The organism is Streptomyces sp. NPDC037013 (assembly GCF_055607265.1).
The window spans coordinates 218,190-240,083 of record NZ_JBVJRV010000001.1; the positions used below are offsets into that span (position 1 = coordinate 218,190).

General features: G+C 72.8%; 18 protein-coding genes. 7 read left to right on the top strand and 11 right to left on the bottom strand.

What is annotated here, in order from left to right; translation table 11 throughout:
* Positions 1–2: 2 nt before the first annotated feature.
* From ACZ7DY_RS00990 to ACZ7DY_RS01005, 4 genes are all read left to right on the top strand, one after another.
* The gene (locus ACZ7DY_RS00990; protein WP_471130155.1) at positions 3–443 is read left to right on the top strand and encodes a heme oxygenase-like domain-containing protein; all 441 of its coding nucleotides are present in this window, start codon (positions 3–5) and stop codon (positions 441–443) included.
* On the top strand, positions 440–718 hold the full coding sequence (gene pqqD, locus ACZ7DY_RS00995; protein ID WP_471128313.1) for a pyrroloquinoline quinone biosynthesis peptide chaperone PqqD: 279 nt from the start codon (positions 440–442) through the stop codon (positions 716–718). Before ACZ7DY_RS00990 ends, pqqD begins: the two co-directional genes overlap by 4 nt.
* Entirely contained in the window at positions 715–1,665 is a 951-nt protein-coding gene (locus ACZ7DY_RS01000) for a radical SAM protein (RefSeq protein ID WP_471128316.1), read from the top strand. The genes pqqD and ACZ7DY_RS01000 overlap by 4 nt, the downstream gene beginning before the upstream one ends.
* Before the next feature lie 355 nt (positions 1,666–2,020).
* Entirely contained in the window at positions 2,021–3,112 is a 1,092-nt protein-coding gene (locus ACZ7DY_RS01005; RefSeq protein ID WP_471128318.1) for a chitinase, read from the top strand.
* 15 nt (positions 3,113–3,127) lie between these two features.
* On the opposite strand, the gene ACZ7DY_RS01010 is transcribed toward ACZ7DY_RS01005, so the two are convergent.
* The 6 genes from ACZ7DY_RS01010 to ACZ7DY_RS01035 form a co-directional block, all read right to left on the bottom strand.
* A complete protein-coding gene (locus ACZ7DY_RS01010; RefSeq protein ID WP_471128321.1) occupies positions 3,128–3,928 on the bottom strand; it encodes an ABC transporter ATP-binding protein in 801 nt (266 codons plus the stop codon).
* Positions 3,925–6,813: an ABC transporter permease subunit gene (locus ACZ7DY_RS01015; protein ID WP_471128323.1), complete on the bottom strand. Its 2,889-nt coding sequence runs from the start codon at positions 6,811–6,813 to the stop codon at positions 3,925–3,927. The genes ACZ7DY_RS01010 and ACZ7DY_RS01015 overlap by 4 nt, the downstream gene beginning before the upstream one ends.
* A gap of 12 nt (positions 6,814–6,825) precedes the next feature.
* Complete coding sequence (locus tag ACZ7DY_RS01020) at positions 6,826–8,094, bottom strand: ABC transporter substrate-binding protein (RefSeq protein WP_471128326.1); 1,269 nt, start codon at positions 8,092–8,094, stop codon at positions 6,826–6,828.
* A 134-nt stretch (positions 8,095–8,228) separates the two neighbouring features.
* Complete coding sequence (locus ACZ7DY_RS01025; protein ID WP_471128328.1) at positions 8,229–10,052, bottom strand: AMP-dependent synthetase/ligase; 1,824 nt, start codon at positions 10,050–10,052, stop codon at positions 8,229–8,231.
* Positions 10,053–10,392: 340 nt separating this feature from the next.
* Positions 10,393–11,253 carry a choice-of-anchor K domain-containing protein gene (locus tag ACZ7DY_RS01030; protein ID WP_471128331.1) on the bottom strand — a complete coding sequence of 287 codons (861 nt, stop codon included), beginning with the start codon at positions 11,251–11,253 and terminating at the stop codon, positions 10,393–10,395.
* Between the two features lie 230 nt (positions 11,254–11,483).
* The gene (locus ACZ7DY_RS01035) at positions 11,484–13,007 is read right to left on the bottom strand and encodes an MFS transporter (RefSeq protein ID WP_471128333.1); all 1,524 of its coding nucleotides are present in this window, start codon (positions 13,005–13,007) and stop codon (positions 11,484–11,486) included.
* Between the two features lie 130 nt (positions 13,008–13,137).
* Here ACZ7DY_RS01035 and ACZ7DY_RS01040 point away from each other — a divergent pair, with 130 nt between their 5' ends.
* Complete coding sequence (locus tag ACZ7DY_RS01040; RefSeq protein WP_471128335.1) at positions 13,138–14,115, top strand: Lrp/AsnC family transcriptional regulator; 978 nt, start codon at positions 13,138–13,140, stop codon at positions 14,113–14,115.
* A gap of 22 nt (positions 14,116–14,137) precedes the next feature.
* Here ACZ7DY_RS01040 and ACZ7DY_RS01045 read toward each other — a convergent pair whose 3' ends face one another.
* Positions 14,138–15,007: a LysR family transcriptional regulator gene (locus tag ACZ7DY_RS01045; RefSeq protein WP_471130158.1), complete on the bottom strand. Its 870-nt coding sequence runs from the start codon at positions 15,005–15,007 to the stop codon at positions 14,138–14,140.
* Positions 15,008–15,163: 156 nt separating this feature from the next.
* Here ACZ7DY_RS01045 and ACZ7DY_RS01050 point away from each other — a divergent pair, with 156 nt between their 5' ends.
* Positions 15,164–16,204, top strand: coding sequence for a bile acid:sodium symporter family protein (locus tag ACZ7DY_RS01050; RefSeq protein WP_471128338.1), 1,041 nt, complete (start codon positions 15,164–15,166; stop codon positions 16,202–16,204).
* Here the strand turns inward: ACZ7DY_RS01050 and ACZ7DY_RS01055 are convergent.
* From ACZ7DY_RS01055 to ACZ7DY_RS01065, 3 genes are all read right to left on the bottom strand, one after another.
* A complete protein-coding gene (locus ACZ7DY_RS01055; protein ID WP_471128339.1) occupies positions 16,140–17,393 on the bottom strand; it encodes a DUF4185 domain-containing protein in 1,254 nt (417 codons plus the stop codon). The two genes, ACZ7DY_RS01050 and ACZ7DY_RS01055, sit on opposite strands and share 65 nt — an antisense overlap.
* A gap of 10 nt (positions 17,394–17,403) precedes the next feature.
* On the bottom strand, positions 17,404–19,299 hold the full coding sequence (locus ACZ7DY_RS01060) for an exo-alpha-sialidase (RefSeq protein WP_471128342.1): 1,896 nt from the start codon (positions 19,297–19,299) through the stop codon (positions 17,404–17,406).
* A 175-nt stretch (positions 19,300–19,474) separates the two neighbouring features.
* Positions 19,475–20,398 (bottom strand): quinone oxidoreductase family protein, encoded by a 924-nt coding sequence (locus tag ACZ7DY_RS01065; protein WP_471128345.1) that lies wholly within the window; start codon positions 20,396–20,398, stop codon positions 19,475–19,477.
* A 103-nt stretch (positions 20,399–20,501) separates the two neighbouring features.
* Between ACZ7DY_RS01065 and ACZ7DY_RS01070 the strand changes: the two genes are divergently transcribed.
* On the top strand, positions 20,502–20,954 hold the full coding sequence (locus ACZ7DY_RS01070; RefSeq protein ID WP_471128346.1) for a MarR family winged helix-turn-helix transcriptional regulator: 453 nt from the start codon (positions 20,502–20,504) through the stop codon (positions 20,952–20,954).
* Between the two features lie 88 nt (positions 20,955–21,042).
* Here ACZ7DY_RS01070 and fdhD read toward each other — a convergent pair whose 3' ends face one another.
* A complete protein-coding gene (gene fdhD / locus ACZ7DY_RS01075) occupies positions 21,043–21,891 on the bottom strand; it encodes a formate dehydrogenase accessory sulfurtransferase FdhD (protein WP_471128349.1) in 849 nt (282 codons plus the stop codon).
* Positions 21,892–21,894: the final 3 nt, after the last annotated feature.

The window sequence follows — 21,894 nt, forward strand, 5'->3', positions numbered from 1 at the left end:
CCATGACGAGCGAGGGCACGGCCGGGGATGAGGTCGGGGCGCGGCCCTGGACTCCGGGAGAACTCACCGGCCGGCTGCGCGCCGTCGCCGCCGCGCGCTACCACGACCGGCATCCCTTCAACGTACGCATGTACGAGGGTGGCATCGAGCGCTGGGTGCGGCTTGCCGTCGACGGTTACGTCAACTTCTGCCGGCTCAGGCTCGTGCCCGACCTGATGCGGACCAGGGTCGCCGCCTTCGAGAAGCACTACCGGTGGATGGACCCGGCCGTCGGGCAGGGCGGCCGCGATGGCCGGGAGGCGCTCGCCCTCGTCCTGGCCTGGGCGCGCACCCGGCGGGAACAGGGGCGAGCCGTCTCCGCCCTCGCGTTCCAGTGCGACGTGCTGTGGCCGCTGTGGTCGGTGCTCGACGTCGGCGACCGCGGAACCGGAGGTGCCGTGTGACCGCTCCCGATGTCGTACGTGAGGTGTGGCACCCCGCGCTGGCCCCCTCGGTCCTCCTGTGCCACGACCGGGTGCGCGACGTCGACCTCCTGGTGCTGCCCGAGCGCGTCGTCGTGCTGCGGGGAGCCGCCGGCGGCATCGTCGCTCTCTGCGACGGCTCGCGCTCCGTGGAGGAGATCGTCGCTGAGCTGATGGGTCGGCACCCGGAGGCGCCCGTCGCCGATGAGGTGCCGGAGTTCCTGGCGCGGCTGCGGGCCGAGGGGTGGCTGCGGTGACAGTAGGGGAGAGGGGCGCTGCGGATTCCGACCCGCCCTGGGTGCTCCTCGCCGAACTCACCCCCGGCTATCCCCTGCGCTCCTCGTACTGCTCCAACCCCGTCGAACTCGCCTTGGAGTCGGGTGAGTTGACGACCATGAAGTGGGTGCGCGTGCTGCGTAAAGGCATCGCGCTCGGCGTCGTGCAGGTCCAGCTGTTAGGCGGCGAACCCCTGCTCCGCCGCGTTCTCCCCGACATCGTCGCCGCGGCCGACACACCGGGCATCCACACGCAGCTCGTGACCAGCGGCGTCGGCCTGCACCGGGAGCGCCTCGCCCGGCTCGTCGACGGCGGACTGCGCAACGTCCAGGTCTCCGTGCGGCACACCGCCCCTGCGTCCGCCCGCCTCATCGCGGGTGCGCGGAGCGGCACGGCTCATCAGGGAGGCGGCCTGCCGTTCAGGCTCAACGCCGTCCTGCGCCGGGCCAACCTCGACGCGCTGGACTCCCTCATGGAGCTCGGCCTCGCCTGGGGCGCCGACCGCGTCGAACTGGCCAACGCGCAGTTCTACGGCTGGGTGCTGCGCGACCGGGACGCCCTCATGCCGGGCCGGAGCCAGGTGGTACGGGCCCGCGAACGAGTCGGGCGGTGGCGGGAGCGGCTCGCCGGCCGCATGGAGCTGGTGTGGGTGGCGCCCGATTACGTCGACGGCATCGCGAAGCCCTGCATGGGCGGCTGGGCGCCCTCTCCCCGGACGGCACGGCGCTGCCCTGTCCGGCCGCCGCCGAGCTGCTCGGCCCGGCCGCGCCCAACGTCCGGGAGGCGGAACTGGCCCGGATCTGGGGGGAGTCGGAGGCCTTCGCCCGCTACCGGGGCGAGTCTTGGACAAGCGACCCCTGCCGGTGCTGCGCCTCGCGCACCCTCGACTTCGGGGGTGCCGCTGCCAGGCGTACGCGCCGACCGGTGACGCCGCCCGGACCGCCCCGGTCCGCTGCCGTTCGCCCGATCATGCCACCGTCCGCGCCCTGGGGGGCGGGGCGCGCGCCCCCGCGACGTCCCCGCCCTCCTACGCGTACCGCACCCGCCCCCGTACCCGAACCCGCACCCGCACCCCCGGCCGTACGCCCACCACTCACGCGACACCCCGCTGACCCCCTTCCACGCCAGGGCCCTGGCAGCCCACCGCGTCTACGGACTGTCAGGAAGCCTTCCTGACATTGCGGAACGAGACCGCTGCGCGACCGCGGCGACAGAGCGGCCGGACATCGCAGGAAGACCCGCACGCAGACCCGCATACAGCCACAAGGAGAGGAATCACCGTCATGCCACATCCCACCTCCCGCAGAACGACCGCCGCACGCGCCGCCCTCACCGCCCTCGCCGTCCTCACCGCCCTGACCGGCGCCGCCGCCCCGACCCTCGCCGCGGAACCCGCCGCCCCCGCCGCGCCGGCCCCCACCGCGCAGGCCACGCCGACCCCCGCCACGCCGACCCCCACCCCGCCGACCCCCGCCGCGCAGGCATCCGGCACCCTCCACGCAGCCCCCTACGAGTACCTGGGCTGGGGGAACCCGCAGAAGCCCACCGACGTCATGGCCGCTACAGGCGTCAAGTGGTTCACGCTCGCCTTCATCCTCTCCGACGGCGGCTGCAACCCGGCCTGGGACGGCAGCCGGCCGTTGAAGGGCGGTTCCGACGAGGCCGCCGTCAACTCCATACGGCGTGCCGGCGGGGACATCGTCGTCTCCGTCGGCGGCTGGAGCGGTGCCAAGCTCGGCGAGAAGTGCGGCAGCGCCACCGCGCTCGCCGGCGCGTACCAGAAGGTCATCGACGCCTACAAGTTGAAGGCCTTCGACATCGACATCGAGAACACCGAGTTCGCCAACGCCACCGTGCGCCAACGCGTCGTGGACGCCCTGAAGATCGTCGAGTCGAGGAATCCCGGCATCGTCACCTACGTGACCATGGGCACCACCCCGAACGGCCCCGACGCCACCGGCAAGGACCTCATCAGGCGCGGCGCGACGGCAGGGCTCGCCGCCGACGCCTGGGTGATCATGCCCTTCGACTTCGACGGGCACGGCGGCACCATGGGTGACGCGTCCGTCAGCGCCATGGAAGGGCTCAAGTCCGCGGTCAAGAGCGCCTACGGCTACGGCGACGCCGACGCGTACAAGCACATCGGGATCTCCTCCATGAACGGCAGGACCGACGTCGCCGGCGAGACGGTGACCACCGCCGACTTCAGGAAGATCCTCGCGTACGCGCGGCAGCACCACATCGCGCGGTACGCCTTCTGGTCCGTCAACCGCGACCGCGCGTGCGGGGCCGGCGGCGAAGCGGGGGACTCCTGTAGCGGCATCGCGCAGTCGCCGTACGAGTTCACCAAGATTGTTGCCCAGTATGGGGGTTGATGCCTGGCGGGTCGTCTATCGGGCGTCGGCGCCGCTGCCCGGGGCCGTGCCGAGGTAGGCGTCCCGCACCCCGGGGTCCGCGCGCACCTCGGCGGGCGTGCCGTGCGCGAGGACCCGGCCGAGGTCGAGGACGACGACGCGGGCGCAGAGCTCCATCACGAACGCGACGTCGTGCTCGACGAGCAGCACCGCGCAGCCCTCCTCGGCGGCGAGGTGCCGGATGACGGCCGACAGATGGCGGCGTTCGTCGGCCGTCATTCCGGAAGCGGGCTCGTCCAGGAGCAGCACCCCGGGCGGGTCCGCGACCGCGCGTGCCAGCTCCACCATCCGGGCCCGGCCGACGGGGAGCGCGCCCGCGTACTCTCCGGCGAGCGCGTCGAGTCCGCACGCACGCAACACCTCGGCGGCCCGCTCGCGCCGTCTGCGCTCGTGCGCCCGCCGGGACGGCGCGGCCAGCAGGTCGGCCGCGAACCCGCCGCCACCGCCCCGCCACTCCTGCGCGACGACGAGGTTGTCGGCGACGGTGAGCTGGCCGAAGAGCTGCTGTCGCTGGAAGGTGCGGCGCATCCCGTGCCGGGCGCGCCAGACGGGGGAGCGGCGCGTGACGTCCGCCCCGTCGAGCAGCACCCTTCCCCGGTCGGGGCGGCGGATGCCCGACAGGACGTCGAAGAGCGTGGTCTTGCCCGCTCCGTTCGGGCCGATCAGCCCGCACACCTCGCCGGCCCGGACGGTCAGGTCCACCCCGTCGAGGGCGCGGACCCCGCCGAAGCGGACGCCGATGTCCCGCGCCTGCAGGATGCGCACCTCTTCCCTCATGGCCGGCCCGAACCCTTCGTCGTGGGGGCCGACCCCTCCGGCGTACGCGGCCCGCCGTCCGCTGCCAGGCCCAGGTACGCCTCCGTGAGCCGGTCCGCCCGTACTTCGGAGCGCGGGCCGCACCATGAGACGCGGCCCCGCGCCAGATACGCGACCGTGTCCGCCACCCCGAGGATCTCCGCGGCCTTCTCCTCGACGAGCAGCAGCCCGGCGCCCGCGTCCCGGACTTCGACCAGCAGGCGGAACACGTCGTCGACGACGCGGGGCGCGAGACCGAGGGACGGCTCGTCCGCGATCAGCACGTCGGGCGGGCGCTGCAACAGCGGGGCGAGCGCGAGGAGTTGCTGTTCGCCGCCGGACAGCGAACCGGCGGTGACCTTGCGCCGGGCGGCGAGTCCCGGGAACCGCTCGTACACGGCGTCGCGCGCGTCCCGGTCCGTCAGGTGGAGGGCGAGGTTCTCGTCGACGGTGAGGGAGGGGAAGATGCCGCGGCCCTCGGGGGCGAGGACGACGCCGGCGCGGGAGCGGTGGGGGGCGCCTTGGCGGGTGACGTCGAGCCCTGCCGCGTACACGGTGCCCGCGGTGGGCCGGATGAGTCCCGCCGCGGTGAGGCAGGTGGTGGACTTGCCCGCGCCGTTGGGCCCGAGCAGGGCGACGATCTCCCCGGCGTGCACGGTGAGGTCGACGCCGTGGAGGACGGGGGCGCCGTCGTATCCGGCGTGCAGGCCGCGGAGGGCGAGCACGGGTGGAGGCTGCCCGGGGCCACAAACGCCATCGGGTCCGCCGGCTCTGCCGGGTCCGCCGGGTCTGCCGGGTCTGCCGGGTCCGCCGGCTCTGCCGGGTCCGCCGGGTCCGCCGCGGCCGGGAGGCGGGAGCGGCGCCACCGGGGACACGGTGGGGGCAGGGCCGCCCGCTGCCTCTCCCCGCTCCCGCCCCTCGGCGGCCGACCGCGCCGCCGCGCCGCCGCCGGGCCGGTTCGCCCGGCGTCGTCGGTGCATCCGTACCGGCACCGCCGCGCAGTATCCGTCCGGGTCGTTGGCGAGTGCCAGCCCCGCGAGGCCGAAGAGGATCACCGGCAGGTGTACGGAGTCCGTGACGTACTCCGCCATCAGATGCGGGACGACCGCGAAGACGAGGCCCGCCACCACCGCGAACTGCGGCCTGCGCACGCCCGCCGCGACCACCACCGCCAGCCAGATCAGGCCGGTCGTCGCGGTGAAGTCGGTGGCGGTGATCCGGGTGTTGAAGGACGCGTACATCACGCCGCCGAACCCCGCGAGCCCCGCCGACAGGGTGAACAGGAGCAGCTTGGTCCGGACGACGGAGACCCCGCACGCCATCGCCGCCGCGGGAGCCGACCGTACGGCCAGCATGGCGCGCCCGGACGGCGAGTTCCGCAGCGCATCGAGACCGGCGACGACCGCCGAGACGAGGACGATCATGGCGACGCCCATGGCGCGGTCGTCGGAGAGGTCGACGGGTCCGAAGACGGGCCGGGGGATCTCCCAGCCCGTGTCGCCGTTCCGCAGCCAGCCCATTTGGAAGAGGACCTGGTCGGCGAGGAAGGCGAGCGCCAGGGTCGCGAGGGCCAGCGAGCGTCCGCCGAGCCGCAGTGCGGGCAGCGCCACGAGCGCGCCGAGGACGGCCGCCGCACAGGTGCCCACCGCGGCGGCCGCGACGAACGGCCAGCCGTGGCTCATCAGCAGCCCGGCGACGAGCGCGGCGCCCGTGACGAAGGTGGCCTGCGCCAGCGAGACCATCGCGCCGAGCCCGGTCACCACGGTGAAGGAGACGAACACCAGGGAGATCGCGAGCCCTTGGGCCAGGAGGCCGCTCCAGAACGGGGTCGTCACCGTGTAGAAGCCGAGGGCGAGGAGTCCCGCGGCAACCGCCCACGGCCCCTGGACACGGCGCCACGGCCGCCCGGCGAGATAGTCGGCGGGCGGCGCGTCGACCGCCGCCGTGCCCGCGGTCCGCTGCCGCCGCGTGAGCAGCAGCAGCCCGGCGAAGAGGATGAGGAAGGGCACGGCCGTACGGAATCCGGTGATGTTCCCGGCGAAGTCGGCGTATCCGGCGACGAGGTTCTGGAGTACGCCGAGCCCGAGTCCGCCGCCGAACGCCAGCGGCACCGAGAGGAAACGGCCGAGCACGGCGGCCGTCGCGGAGACGAAGAGGAAGAGGGTGAAGTCGTGCGCGGACAGCCCCAAAAGGGGCGTGGCGAGCACCCCCGCGAGGCCCGCGAGCCCCGACGACAGCATCCACGCCACCGACGAGAGCCGGTCCGCGCTCATGCCGCGCAGCTCCACGAGCGAGCGGTTGTCGACGGTGGCCCGCAGCCTGAGGCCGAGCGGGGTGTGGCGCAGCAGGATCCACAGGCCGACGGCGACCACCGCCGTCGCCACCCAGGTGATCACCTGGTCGGAGTCGATGCCGACGCCGTCCATGAGTTGCCAGTTCCTGGCGGGGCTCGGTCCGACGCCAGGGAGGCCGAACTGGTTCTCGGCGGGCGCGACGGAGGCCCCCGCGTCCGCGAGGAGCTCGACCACCCACAGCCCGAGCGCGGGCAGGGCGACGAGCAGGCCGATCGTGGCCACGATCTGCGCGGTCTCGCCGACCCGCGCCAGCTTGCGGAACATCAGCCGGTCCAGGCCGAGGCCGAGCGCCGGGGCGGCCACCAGGACCAGGAGCAGCGCCGTCGGCACGGCGGGCCAGCCGAAGCCGGAGTGCAGTTCGTGGAAGGTGAGGGCGGTGAGGTAGGCGGTCGCGCCGTGCGCGAAGTTGAACAGGCCCGACGCCGAGCAGGACAGGACGAGGCCCGTGGCGAGGAGGGCGTAGAGGGCACCGGAGACGAGACCGCTCAGCACGAATCCCAGCAGGTCCGACATGGCGGCCCGCCCCTACTTGAAGGGGATCGGTTCGTAGCACTCGAACGGTGACGACACCGTGTACTTCCCGTCCTTGAGCCGGACGAGGGCGCCGCAGCCGAACGACGCCTTGCGCCCCTCGGGCAGCCGGCGGTCGCCGACCATGGTGTTCTTGTCGGAGTAGCCGTCGGCCGCCCGCTGGAAGGAGTCGACGGTGAGGTCCTTCCCGGCCTTGTCGGCGATGGCGAGGAAGAGGTCGGCCGACATGTAGCCCGTCATCATGTGCATGTTCAGCGGGACCTTCTTGCCGGCCGCCTTCCCGATGTCCGCCTTGAACCGCCTCATGTCCGCGCTGTCCTGCTCGAACGGCTGGAAGGAGAGGAGGACGTGCACGCCGTCCAGGGCCTTCCGCGTCGCGCTCTTGGCGAGCAGACCCGGGTCGTAGTCGGTGGGATCGGTGAGCACACCCTGGAAGCCGGCCCGTTTGACCGAGGTGAACAGGCCGATGTTGTACGGGGTCTGCATCACGGAGACGACGGCGTCCGGCGCCTTCCCGCCGTCGGAGCGCATGATCTCCTTGGTGTACGCCGACCAGTCGTTCGGCACCGAGGTGGCGGGCACCGTCGACTCGGCGTACGTCACCTCGTACCCGGCCGCGGCGAAGCTCTGCTTGTAGGTGCGGATGGCGAAGGTGCCCGCGTCGTTGTCGTTGGCGAGGATCGCCACCGACTTGCCCTTGGCGCCGCCGGTGACCTTCTTCAGCCCCTCGGGCCAGCTCTGGGTGATGGTGCCGCCCGGCATCGGCACCATGCAGCCGCCGAAGCCGTACATGTACGACGGGCCGCAGAAGGGCGGGACGGTGCCCCAACCGAACGTGGGAACCTTCTGCTTCTGCAGGAAGTCGGCGCCGGAGAAGGTGACGGAGCTCATCGGGGAGATGGCGAACACCTTGTCGCGCTGGACGAGTTTGCGGGCAGCGGCGAGGTTCTTGCCCGGGTCCTGTCCGTCGTCCTCCGCGCCCAGGTAGTCGATCTTCCGGCCGTGCACGCCGCCCTCGGTGTTGGCGCGGTCGAAGCGGGCCCGCGCGCCCAGGTCGGTGTCCTTCTTGCTGTACCCGCTGGCGGTCGTCATGGAGACGATGCCGCCGACCTTGATGGAGTCCTCGCTCACGCCGCGCACGGAACCGCCGCCCTTTCCGTCGCCCGTTCCGCCCGAACCGCCGCTGTCGGAGGCGGAGTTGCAGGCGGTGGCGAGCAGCAGGGCCGTGGCGGCTGCGGTGATGGTGCGGATCGATCGCGACACGGTCGAGCCCCCTGAAGTCGAAGTGGGGCTGATTCTGTGCGGGAGCTGATGAACCGTCAATAAGGGGCGCGACGGGAATTGATGGCCCGTCAGAAATTGGGCGGACGCTTGCCCTTGTCTGCCCTCGGCCACGCCTAGCTGCGGTACAGCGCCTCGACCTCCGTCGAGTACACCGTCTCGATCGCCTTCCGCTTCAGCTTCAGCGACGGCGTGAGGAGCCCGTGCTCCTCGGTGAACTGGTGCGCCAGTATGCGGAACGTACGGATCGATTCGGCCTGGGACACCAGGGTGTTGGCGGCGACGACGGCCCGGCGCACCTCGGTCTCCAGATCCGGGTCGCGCACCAGATCGCCCGGCTTCAGCATCGGCTTGAGGCGCATGGTCAGCCAGTGCTCCACGGCCTCCGCGTCCAGCGTGACGAGCGCCGCGATGTAGGGGCGGTCGTTGCCCACGACGATGCACTGCGCGACCAACGGATGGTCGCGCACCCGCTCCTCCAGCTGGGCCGGCGAGACGCTCTTGCCGCCGGACGTCACCAGGATCTCCTTCTTGCGCCCGGTGATCGTCAGATAGCCGTCCTCGTCGAGCGCCCCCAGGTCGCCGGTGGCCAGCCAGCCGTCGTGCAGGGTGGCGTCGGTGGCCTTGGGGTCGTTGAGGTAGCCCTGGAAGACGTTGCCGCCGCGCAGCCAGACCTCGCCGTCCTCCGCGATGTGCACGGTGGAGCCCGGGATGGCCTGGCCGACCGTGCCGTAACGGGTGCGCTCCGGCGGGTTCGCGGTCGCGGCGGCCGTCGACTCCGTCAGGCCGTACCCCTCGTAGATCGTCACCCCCGCGCCGGCGAAGAACAGGCCGAGGCGGCGGTCCATCCCGGAGCCGCCGGACATCGCGTGCCGCACCCGGCCGCCCATCGCCTCGCGCACCTTGGAGTAGACGAGCTTCTCGAAGAGCTGGTGCTGCATGCGCAGACCGGCCGAGGGGCCGGGGCCGGTCCCGAACGCCTTGGCCTCCATCGCGTCGGCGTACCGCACGGCGCACTCCACCGCCTTGTCGAACGGCGCCGCCTTGCCGTCCTTCTCGGCCTTGCGCCGCGCCGCGTTGAAGACCTTCTCGAAGATGTACGGCACGGCCAGGATGAACGTGGGCCGGAAGGCGGCCAGATCGGGCAGGAGCGCCGCCGCGTTGAGGCTGGGCTGGTGCCCCATCTTGACCCGGCCGCGCACCGCCGCCACCTGCACCATGCGGCCGAAGACGTGGGCCAGCGGCAGGAAGAGCAGCGTGGTGGCCTCGCTGTCGCGTCTGGAGTGGAAGACCGGCTCCCAGCGCGCCACCATCACATCGGCCTCGAACATGAAGTTCGCGTGGGAGATGAGGCAGCCCTTGGGGCGGCCGGTGGTGCCGGACGTGTAGATGATCGTGGCGATCGAGTCGGGCGTGACCGCGCGGCGGTGCCGGTGCACCACCTCGTCGTCGATGTCCCGTCCGGCAGCGCCCAGTTCACCGACGGCGTCGGCGTCCAGCTGCCAGAGCTTGCGCAGCTGCGGCAGGCGGTCGATGACCGAGCCGATCGTCATGGCGTGGTCCTCGTGCTCGACCATCGCGGCCGACACCTGTGCGTCGTGCAGCATCCACACGACCTGCTCGGCCGAGGACGTCGGGTAGATCGGGACGACCTGGGCGCCGATGGTCCACAGGGCGAAGTCGAAGAGAGTCCACTCGTACCGGGTGCGGGACATGATCGCGACCCGGTCGCCGAACCGCACCCCCTGGGCGATGAGCCCCTTGGCCAGCGCCAGCACCTCGTCACGGAACTGGTCCGAGGTGACGTCCCTCCACTGTCCGTCGGTCTTGCGGCCGAAGGCGATGCGCGACGGGTCCTCGAGGGCATGGTCGAACACGGCGTCGGCAAGGCCGCCCACCAGCGGCACCGACGCCAACGGAGGATTGGTGAACTCGCGCAATGATGCTCCTTGTGGCGCTCCGCACAGCGCCGTGACCGTACCCCACCCCGCGCGCGTTCGGGAGGGGGTCCAGGCGCCGTCGGTACGGACCATCGGCACAGGTCAGCCGGTGGAAATGCGGCCACAAGGGGAAGGGCCGGACAACTTACTTACGTCGGAGTAAGTTTCGGTGGCGTAATCTCCACCGAATCTGTACGCAGCGTACAGATGGTTCCTGCCGGACAGCGGCCCCGGTCTGCGGACGTTCCATGATCATGCACCAGTTCCGGCCCTTGGCGCCCACCCGCCCCGGCGCCCCGGCGCCTCGTGGCGAGAGCGCCGGGGCGGGGGGGGGTGCGGCTCAGGGAGTGGTCGCCGCCGAGCCGTACGCGTACTCGGAGATCAGCTTGCCCGCGGTGTCGCGAAGCCTGGCCGCGTCGCCCCGGTCGTTCCAGATCGGCCGCCCGCTGCCGTACGAGTGGCCGCCCCACTGCGGGTGCACCTGGTCGGTGTAGATACGGATGCGGTCGCCGGGCAGCAGCACCGTGCCCGGCGGGAAGGTGAAGTCCTGCCCCGCGTCGTCGGCGCCGAGGACCCAGCCGGAGATGTCGGCGGGCGCGGTGCCGCGGTTGACCACCTCGACGAACTCGTCGGCCTGGGTGCGCTTGACCTCGCCCTTGAAGCGCACATTGGTGATGTGGACGTCCGGGGCGCCGGTGCGGGCAAGGACCGCGACCAGGTCGGCGCTGTTGGCGCTGTTCTCCGGGCTGATGAAGCGGGTGACGATCTGGCCGCCCTGTTTGAACCCGGTGATGACCACCGCGTATTCGGTGTTGTCGATCGTCACGGTCTCCGGCGACACCTTGGTGGGCAGATCGACGATGTCCTCGGGATTCGCGCCGACGTTGGGTGTCTCGTTGTGCTGGAAACGGAAGGTGAAGTCGTGCGGCACCTGGTCCTCGAATACGACGCGGGCCGCGAGCTCGACCTCGAACTGGTTCTGCGACATCCCCTGGATGGGGAAGTTCTGATGGGTGAACGTCCCCAGCGTGAACTCCGTGCCGTCCAGCAGCACATCGACCGTTCCGCCGGCGAACAGATAGCCGCTCATGCCCCCACCTGCGGGAACGCCCCACTTCACGTTGTCGGTGCGCAGACCCTGCAGGTTGGGCGGGTTGATGCTGAGCGCTGTCCAGGTACCTGAGGTGTCGACCTTCGACATGCGTGGCTCTCCTCTGTCCCGGTTGTTCCCCTCCCGGCCGACCGGCCGGGAAACAGACCATAGCGCCGAAGTGATAGGCCCGGAAGGCGAATTCAGGGGTGCCCGTACCGGAATTCGCGAATGGCCGATAATTTCCAGCGGGGCGCGTTCCCGGATTGACGGATAAAACCCTGGCGGGGCCGGAATTCTTCTGCTTCCCGAAATTCGGCTCACCCGCCCCACGATGGTGCTCACCGCACCATGGCCCGTGATGTACCGCCCGGCTCCGCGACCCCGTCCCCCGACGCCCCGCCCGCCCCGTGCGCGCCCACCGCCCCCGAGGGCCGCCGCGCGGGCCGCACCATCACCAGCACCACGACACCGGCGACCAGGCCCACTGCGCCCGCCGTGAGCGCGGCCCCGTTCAGCCCCGACGCGAAGGCCGCGCGCACCGCGTGCCCGGACACCGAGCCGTGCAGCGCCGACGCCCCGCCGCCCGCGACGGTATGCGCCGCCTCCGACCCGAGCGGGCCCTTCATGCGGGCGGTGAGCACCGTCCCGAACAGGGCGACCCCGACCGCGTATCCGAGCTGGCGGAAGGTGTTGACCGCACCGCCCGCCATCCCGGCGTCGGCGGGCGGCACCGCCGCGAGCGCGGCCCCCGCGAGCCCCGGCGCCACCAGCCCCGCCCCGACACCGGTGAGCGTCAGCCCCGGTGCGAGCGCCGGCCAGGACGAGCCGGCGTCGAGCACCGCCATGCACAGCCCGCCCGCGCCGATCAGCAGCAGCCCCACCCCGATGACCAGGCGCGGCGCCGCCCCGTGCAGCAGCCGCCCGGCGAGCAGCGCCACCACGAACGAGGTGGCGGCGAGCGGCAGCAGCACCAGGCTGCCGCGCACCGGACTCATGCCCAGCACCGTCTGCAGCCAGATGGAGAGGTACGGCATGACGCCGAAGGCGGCGCCGTTGTAGCCGACCGCGCCGATCAGCACCCCGGTGAAGGCGGGCTTGCGCAACAGCCGCAGGTCGAGGAGCGGCTGCGCGACGCGCCGTTCGACCAGGACGAAGCAGAGCAGCGCGAGCGCCGAGACCGCGAAGGCGGCTCCGGTGGCCGCCGAGGCCCACTCCTCCGCCCCGCCGCGCAGCACCCCGTACGTGCCCGCCCCCGCGAAGCACGCGAACGCCGCCGTGCCCGCCCAGTCGACCCGGCGGCCCGCCGGACCCCTCGACTCCGGCACCACGCGCAGCGTCAGCCAGATCGAGGCCACGCTCACCGGCAGGTTCACGAAGAAGATCCAGCGCCAGCCGGGCCCCTCGGTGAGCACCCCGCCGACGATCGGGCCGAGCGCGGCCGACGCGCCACTCACCGCGCCCCACACACCGAGCGCGGTCGACCGGTCGCGCCCCCGGTAGGCGGCGCCGAGCAGCGGCAGCGTCGTCGCGAGCATCGCGGCCGCGCCGAGCCCCTGCACGGCGCGGGCCGCCACCAGCAGCTCCGCGTCCGAGGCGAGCCCGCAGCCCAGCGAGGCCACCGCGAAGAGCGCGGTGCCGATCACGTGGAGCCGCCGCCTGCCGAGCACGTCGGCGGCGGCACCGACACCGAGCAGCAGCGCGGCCAGCGCCAGCGCGTAACCGTCGATGACCCACTGCAAGTCGCTCAGCGAGGCGTCCAGCGCCCGCGCCATTTCGGGCAGCGCCACGATCACGATCGACACGTCAAGCAGCAGCATGAACGTTCCCAGAGACACCGCGGTCAGCGGCCCCCATGTACGCATGTCCTGTTTCCTTCGGCTCGTCGTCCCACGGATCTCCGTGTCCCCGTACGATGACGGCGGCGGCGGCGGACGATCCCGGTGCCACAGCCCAGAACTTCGACGTAATCCGACATGGAACGGGGGAAGTTTGGTGGAATCCGAACCGTTCGACCGGCTGGACCTGCAGCTGCTGCACGCGCTGGAGATCGACGGCCGGGCCCCCTTCAGCCGCATCGCGGGCGTCCTCGGCGTCTCCGACCAGACCGTCGCCCGCCGCTACCGCCGCCTGCGCGCCGAGGCAGGACTGCGCGTCATCGGCGTCCGCGACACCCGGCGGCTCGGCCGTGACGAGTGGATGCTGCGGCTGCGCTGCGCGCCCGACGGCGCCGAGGCCATCGCGGCCGCCCTGGCCCGCCGCCCCGACACGGCGTGGGTCCACCTCACGTCGGCGGGCACCGAGGTGGTCTGCATGACGCTGCCCCGCACCCCGGGCGACTACGACGACCTGCTCTTCGGCAAACTCCTGCGCAGCCGGAAGCTCATCGAGATCACCGCCCACCAGCTGCTGCACCGCTTCTACGGCGGCCGCACCGGCTGGATCGGCAAACACCGGCCGCTCGACGCCGGCCAGGTCGCCGCGCTGACCGCGGCCCTGCCCCCGGCCGTCCCCGGTCCGGCCCGCATCGTCCCCGACGACGAGCCGCTGGTCGCCGCCCTGAAGGCCGACGGCCGCGCCACCTACCCCGAACTGCAGCGCCTCACGGGCCGCTCCGAGTCCTCCGTCAAGCGCCGCGTCGCCGCCCTGCTCGGTTCGGGCGCCCTCTACACCGACGTCGAGTACGACGCCGCCCGTTTCGGGTTCACCGCCGCCGCGCTGCTCTGGGTCACCGTCGTCCCCGGCGCCCTCGACGAGGTGGGCCGGGCGATGGCCGGGCACCCGGAGATCGCCCACGTCTCCGCGATCACCGGCGCCGCCAATCTGATGGCGAGCGTCCTGACCCGGGACACCGACGAGCTCTACGCCTACCTGAGCGGCAGGCTCGGTTCGCTCGACGGGGTGCGGCACGTCGAGGCGGCGCCCTACCTGCGCCGCTTCAAGGAACTCACCTATCCGCGGCCGCTGCGGTAACCCCCCTCGCGCGCCCCGCGCCTCAGCGTCCGCCCCGGTGCAGCCGGTCGCCGCCCGCGAGGATTGCTGCCGCCAGGGCGTCCGCGGCCTCCTGGGCGGAGGCCCGGCGCTCGGCGTGCAGCAGTACGAAGTCGACCCGGCCGAGCTCCGGCAGGCCCGCCCGGTCGGGTACCGGGACGAGGCCCGGCGGGATCAGGCCCCGTGAGTGCGCCATCACGCCCAGGCCCGCGCGGGCCGCCGCCACCAGGCCGTTGAGGCTGCCGCTCGTACAGGCCACGCGCCAGGCGCGGCCCCGCCGCTCCAGCGCCTCGAAGGCGAGGGCGCGGGTGATGCCCGGCGGCGGGTAGACGATCAGCGGCACCGGGCGCTCCGGGTCGAGGCGCAGCCGCTCCGAGCCGATCCAGACCAGGTCGTCCTGCCACACCAGCTCACCGCGCGGATCCTCCGGGCGCCGCTTGGCGAGGACCAGGTCGAGCCGGCCCGCGTCCAGCCGCTTGTGGAGCGTGCCGGAGAGCTCGACCGTCAGCTCCAGGTCGACGTCGGGGTGGTCGTACCGGAACGTCTCGAGGATGTCCGTGAGCCGCGTCAGCACGAAGTCCTCCGACGCCCCGAACCGCAGCCGCCCGCCGAGGCGCGTCCCGGCGAAGAACGCGGCGGCCTGTTCGTGCGCGGCCAGGATGCGCCGGGCGAAGCCGACCATGGCCTCGCCGTCCTCGGTCAGCTCCACGCTGTGGGTGTCGCGGGTGAACAGCAGCCGGCCGGTGGCGTCCTCCAGGCGGCGCACGTGCTGGCTGACGGTCGACTGGCGCAGGCCGAGCCGGCGGGCGGCCCGGGTGAAGCTCAGCGTCTGGGCGACCGCGAGGAAGGTGCGCAACTGCGCGGGTTCGTACACGCGGGTCAGCCTAGCGCCGGTCATCGCGGAACGTGATGACAGTCAGAGCGGTGTACGGGTTCCCCGATCACCCGCATCGGGAGGATCATGGAGAGGGCACGCCCGCGCCGAGCGCCCCGCGCCGGGCACGTCCCCGAACCGAGAGCATGGAGCACCGTGAAACGCCTGAAGTGGCCGTCCTGGATGCCGGTCGACCCGTACATCGTGGCGTTGCTCGCGACCGTGGGGCTCGCGGCCCTGCTGCCCGCCCGTGACACCGCCGCCGATGTCGCGTCCGGCGCCTCCACCGCGGCCGTCTCCCTGCTCTTCTTCCTCTACGGCGCCCGGCTCTCCACCCGCGAGGCGCTCGACGGGCTCAAGCACTGGCGGCTCCACGTCACCGTGCTGGCCTGCACCTTCGTCGTCTTCCCGGTGCTTGGGCTGGCGGCCCGCGGGCTCGTCCCGTACGTCCTGACGCCCGCGCTCTACGGCGGTTTCCTCTTCCTGACCCTGGTGCCCTCGACCATCCAGTCCTCCATCGCCTTCACGTCGATGGCCCGCGGCAACGTCCCCGCCGCGATCTGCGCCGGCTCCTTCTCCTCGCTCGCCGGCATCCTGCTCACCCCGCTGCTCGCGGCCGCCCTGATCGGCGGGGACGCCGGCGGCTTCTCCGGCGACTCGCTCCTGAAGATCGTGCTGCAGCTGCTCGTGCCGTTCCTCGCCGGGCAGTTCCTGCGCCGCTGGGTCGGCGGCTTCATCACGCGCCACAAGAAGATCCTCGGTTACGTCGACCGCGGTTCGATCCTGCTCGTCGTCTACACCGCGTTCAGCGAGGGCATGGTGCAGGGCATCTGGCACCAGGTCCATCCGCTGCGGCTGCTCGCGCTGCTCGGTGTCGAGGCGGTGCTGCTCGCCGCGATGCTGGCGCTGACCTGGTACGGCGCGAAGCGGCTCGGCTTCGGCCGGGCCGACCGGATCGCGATCCAGTTCGCCGGCTCGAAGAAGTCCCTGGCCGCCGGACTGCCCATGGCGAGCGTCCTGTTCGGGGCGGACGCCTCGCTGGCCGTGCTGCCGCTGATGCTCTTCCACCAGATGCAGCTGATGGTCTGCGCGGTCATCGCCAAGCGCCGCTCGCGGGACCCGCGGGAGTTCGTCAGCGAGCCGCCCCGAGCCGCAGGGACACGAACCGCGGTCGGTACAGGGACACGTTCCGGCTGACGTTGGCCTGCGCGGTGGCGGGCGTCGCGTTCAGCCAGTTGACGTCGTAGCTGAGCACCAGACGGCCGTCGCCGCCGAGCGCCGGGTGGGCCTGCGGGTTGTAGGCGGCGGTCTCCTGCTGCGGCGCGCCGTCCTTCGGCAGGGGCGCCTCGAACCCCTTGGCGGGGCCGTGCCAGGGCCCGGTGGGGGAGCAGGACCAGTACGAGGTGACGGTGGTCAGGCCCTTCGTCCCCGCGGCCATGGTGAAGAGGACGTACGTCCCCTCGTCCCGCACCACCGTGAACGCGCTGCCCACACCCTTGCGCCCGCCGTCACCGAGCACGGGCCGGGGTGTCGCGTCGTGCCCCCACTGCTCCCCGTCCCAGTACTCCCAGGCGTCGGCCTCGGCGAGCCTGCCGTGCGGGACGCGGGCGACATAGGCGTGAGAGGAGGGGCGGGCGTTCGCCTGGGCGTCCGTGCCGCCGAAGACGTACGTCCAGCCGTCGTCCTCGGCCGTCGTCGTGCCGTACAGGATCCGCTTCTCCGGATCGGCGACCGCCTGCTGGTCGGAGACCTTCGCGATGGACTCGACGCGCAGGTCGGGCAGGGAGAGCGTGGCGACCTCGGTGGCGAGGGGGACGCCGTAGATCCAGGGCCCCTGGCTCGCCATCCGGTTCCACAGCAGCACCCGTACGACCCGCTCGGCGGAGTCGGGCGTGCGGGGCTCCACGCGGGCCGCCACCGGCCAGCGCCACTGCTGGGGCGCCGGATCGGGGAAGAGCGGCGCGGCGAGGGTGCGCAGCAGGGTGCCCGAACGCGACATCACCACCGCGGAGTTGCGGATCATCGGGGTGTTCGCGTCGCGCCAGGTGTGGGCCTGGCCCGCCGGGTTGGGGGGTGCGTGGACCTGGCCGAGGAAGGTGTCGGAGAACAGCCACAGCACCTTGCCGTCGGGCAGCCGCACCGAGTGGGTGCCGTCCCCGCCGGTCCAGTCGTCGGTGCGCGTCGTGTCGTCGCCGTAGCGGGCGAACTCCGCGGTGGTCTCGTCGTCGGGGGTCCAGGAGGCCACGGTGCGGGGCCGGCATGCCGCATCGCCCTCCCGGTCGTCTTCCGGGAGGGCGATGAGCAGCACGGCCGCACAGGCCAGGACGAGCAGCAGGACCGGCCAGATCCTGCGCCGCCCCGTGGCGGGACGTTCGCGGGCGGACACGTCCGGGACGTTAGTTGCTGTCGCGCACGTGGTCCATGGGGAGTCGGATCACGGTGTCCCGCGTCACAGGCGCATCACCGGTGCGCAGGGACCCCACCTCGGCATCCGTCAACGCCCGGTCGTACAGCCGCACTTCGTCCAGGGCGCCGGTGAAGTGGGCGCGGCTGTCCAGCCGTTGCCCGATGTGCACGCCGAAGGGGGAGGTGCGGCTGACCGAGCCCGGCACGTCGGCCGTCTCGGTCCTGGTGCCGTCGAGGAAGAGCGTGAGGCGTCCCGCGCCGCGCCGCAGCGCGATGTGGTGCCAGTCGCCGTCGTTGTACGCGTTTGTCGTGCGCACGGACGCGGACCTCGGGGGCGTCGTGCCGGTGCGGGCGGTGATCAGGGCGGTGACGCGGTTGCCCGCGGGTTCGGCGCGCAGCCACACCTGCGGCTGGTTGGTGCCGATGCCGCCCATCCACAGCAGCGGCTGTTCCCCGGCGGCCGCGGTGTAGCGGAACCACAGGGATGCCGTGAAGTCCTTCTCGTACAGCGGCAGTCGGCGGCTGAACGGCAGGCGTACGGCGTCGTCGGCCCCGTCGAAGGTGAGGGCTCCGCCGAACCGGCCTTCGATCCCGCGCGCCCCGCCGAGCACGGCCGCGGGCCGGGCGCCGGGCGCGCGGTCGGGGGTCGTCGGGTCCGGGCCCCTGCGCGGCTTCAGCCACTCCTCGGTGAAGCGGGCGAAGCGGATCTCGTCCCGGGCGTCGACCGCGCCGCCCTCGTACATCAGCCCCACATGCGAGCCGCCGGCCCGCACCATGTCGGAGTAGCCCGACCAGTCCGTGGTCACCGTGGTGCCGCGGTCGACGCTGTCCCAGGTGCGGCCGCCGTCGTAGGAGGAGCGGATCTGCATCGTGCGGCGCCGGTCCGGATCGGCGGGGCAGGCCAGCAGCATCCGCTTGCCGAACCACAGGGTGGAGCCCTGCACTTGGGGCGTGTAGAGGTCGGGGATCGCCCGGAACGGCGCGGCGAAGGAGTCGCCGCCGTCGTGGCTGACGGTGTGGGTGCGGTGGCCGAGGTCCGTGCCGTCCTGCTCGCGGCCGCTGACGTAGAGGGCCCCGTCGGGCCGCTCGGTGACGGTCATCTCGGACGGCTTCTGCCGGAACGTGCCGTCCGGCGGTATCGGGTACGAGTCCGTGGCGCCGATCTTCCAGTGGTCGCCGCCGTCGTCGCTGACGATCAGCGCGGCGTGGTTGGCGGTGACCCGACTGCCGTCCCACGTCTCGGTGTTGGCGGTGAGGACGAGGCGTCCCGCGTGGCGTCCTCGGGTCAGCTGGACGCCGTGCACGGGACCGGTCGCGTACCAGGAGTTCCAGTCCGGCGGCAGGATCTCCCGGCTCAGGTCGCGCGGCGCCGACCAGCTGCGGCCGTCGTCGTCGCTGTACTGCAGGTGCGGGGTGCGGTCGCACGGCACGTCGCAGTTCCTGCCGTCGGTGCGACCGGTGTTGTACGTCTCCGCCAGCAGGATGCGACCGGTCCTGCGGTCCACGACGGGCGCGGGGTTGCCGTGGGTGTCGCCCCCGCCCTCGTTGACCACCTGGAGCGGGCCCCAGGTGCGGCCGCCGTCGTGGGACCGCTTGAGGACCAGGTCTATGTCCCCCGCGTCGCTGCAGTCCCTGACCCGGCCCTCCGCGAAGGCGAGCAGCGTGCCCTTGGCCGTCCGCACCACGGCCGGGATGCGGAAGCAGGCGTACCCCGGGTCCTGGGAGGCCTTGAACAGCACCTGCTGCTCGAAGGGCGGTGCCGGCGCGGGGGCGGTCCGCGCCGCCTCCGCCGGGGGCGCGGGCAGCAGGGCGGTGACGGCGAGGGCGGTCAGGGCGGCGGCAGCGGTGGGCAGCGGTCTGAGGCGTGCGCGAAGACTCACGGGCATGGTGCGGTCCGCCTTTCGTGGCGACGGCGACTCATGGCGATGACGGATCGGGTGCGGGGCGCCCCGGGGTCGGATGGATGGACGACCGGACACCCGGACATGCTGACATCCCACGTCCCATGTGTGGGCCCACAGACGCTACGCGCGGGGTTCTGTACCCCACAAGGAGCAGGCGTCAGGGGATCAGGACGACCTTGCCCCGATTGCTCCGCGCCTCGATCACCGCGTGCGCCCCGGCCGCGTCCGCCAGGGCGAACTCGGCGTGCACGGCGGGCCGCAGGGAACCCGCCGCGTGCAACTGCCACAGCTCGCGCCGCCACGCCTCGTACACCTCGGGCCGCCCGCGCGCGATCAGCGCCATCTGGAAGCCGATGACGCTCTTGGCGCCGACGAGCAGGTCATAGGCGGCCACGGTGCCGCCGCCCGAGCTGTAGGCGACCAGCCGGCCGTACGGCGCCAGGCACGCGACGGCAGGCGTGAGCAGCTCGCCGCCGACCGCGTCCAGGGCGTAGTCGACGGGCTCGCCCCACTGGGGTCGGTCGTACGTGACGACCTCGTCGGCGCCGAGTCCGCGCACGAACTCCTCCTTGCCGGGGTCGGAGACGGCGGCCACGACCCGCCGGGCCCCCTTCAGCCGGGCCAGTTGCAGGGCGAGGTGGCCGACCCCGCCGGCGGCCGCCGTGACGAGCGCGGACTCGCCGGGCGCCGGGCGGGCGGCCTGGAGCGCGCCGTACGCGACGAGTCCGGAGCGGACCAGGGCCACGGCGTCGACGGCGCTCGCGCCCTCCGGGACGGGCGAGGCCATGGCGGTCCGGAGCAGGGCGTACTCCGCGTATCCGTGCCCGAAGACGAGGCCGGTGACGCGGTCGCCCGGCGCGAACCCGGTGGCGCCCTCGCCGAGCGCGACGACCTCCCCGGCTATCTCGCCGCCGAGAGGGATCGGCGGACGGTCCTCGCGCACCTTGCGGACGACCGGCAGGGTGACGCCGATCGCCTCGGCCCGCACGAGGAGTTCGCCGGGGCCCGGCCGGGGGACGGGGACCTCTTCCAGGAACAGGGTCTCGGGGCCACCGCTGTGCTCGTACCGGACACGGCGCATCCGGACCACCTCCAGTCGTCGGAAATCGTTGGGAGCCCCAACGGTAAACCCGAATCCATTGGGAAGTCCAACGTTTTCTGCGGATCTTGGCTAGGCTCTCCCCATGGCCACGACACCCCCCGCTCCCAGCACCATCCGCACCCTCCCCAGCTGGCTGCTCGGCCGCGCGGCGGCCCGCGGGCGGTCCCTGGTCGCCGACGCGCTGGCCGGCGAAGGGCTGAAGATGTGGCACCACGTGGTGCTGTCGGCCGTCGCCGACCTGGGTCCCGTCGCCCAGGCGGAGCTGGGCCGCAGCGTCTCGCTCGACCCCAAGGACATGGTCGGCGTCCTGAACGACTTGCAGGCCGAGGGGCTCGTCGATCGCGCGCCGGACCCCGCGGACCGCCGCAAGAACGCGATCACGATCACGGTGGACGGCCGGCGTGCCGTGGCCCGGTGCGCGGCCGCCGCCGAGCGGGCCAACGCCGAACTCCTCGCGCCCCTGTCGGCCGACGAGCGGACGCGGTTCCTGGAGATGCTGGGCCGGATCTCGGGCGTCGAGGCACCGCCCGGCTGACGGCGAAAGTCTCGGCAGTGGGCCCGGCCGGCGCAGGGGGCGCTCCCCGCCGGCCGGGACGCCGCCGCCGTGCGGCGGGCGGCCCGGGTCAGCCCTGAGTGGCCGCGGCCCGCAGGGCGACGCGGTGTTCGCCCGCGTACACGTTCATGGAGGAGCCCCGCAGGAAGCCGATGAGCGTGAGGCCCGTCTCGGCGGCCAGGTCGACGGCGAGCGAGGACGGCGCGGAGACCGCGGCGAGCACCGGGATGCCCGCCATCACGGCCTTCTGCGCGAGCTCGAAGGAGGCGCGGCCCGAGACGAGCAGGACCGCGCGCGACAGCGGCAGCCGCCCGTCCCGCAGGGCGCGGCCGACGAGCTTGTCGACGGCGTTGTGCCGCCCCACGTCCTCGCGCACGTCGAGAAGGTGACCCTCCTCGTCGAAGAGCGCCGCGGCGTGCAGGCCCCCGGTCCGGTCGAAGACCCGCTGCGAGGCGCGCAGCCGGTCGGGGAGGCTCGCGAGCAACTCGGTCCCGAGCCGGACCGGGGGAGCGTCGTCGATCGCGAAGCGGGCCGTGGTGCGGACCGCGTCCAGGCTCGCCTTGCCGCACAGCCCGCAGGACGACGTCGTGTAGACGTTGCGCTCCAGCGTGATGTCGGGGAGCACGACGTCCGGGGCGGTCCGCACGTCGACGACGTTGTACGTGTTCACACCCTCCGCGGTCGCCCCCGCGCAGTACACGATCGACCGCAGCTCGTCCGCCGCGCCGAGCACGCCCTCGCTGACCAGGAACCCGGCCGCGAGCGCGAAGTCGTCACCGGGCGTGCGCATCGTGATGGCGAGCGGCTTGCCGTTGAGACGGATCTCCAGCGGTTCCTCGGCGACCAGGGTGTCGGGCCGCTCCGAGACGTGCCCGTCCCGGATCCGTATCACCTTGCGTCGCTCAGTGACTCGTCCCATGTC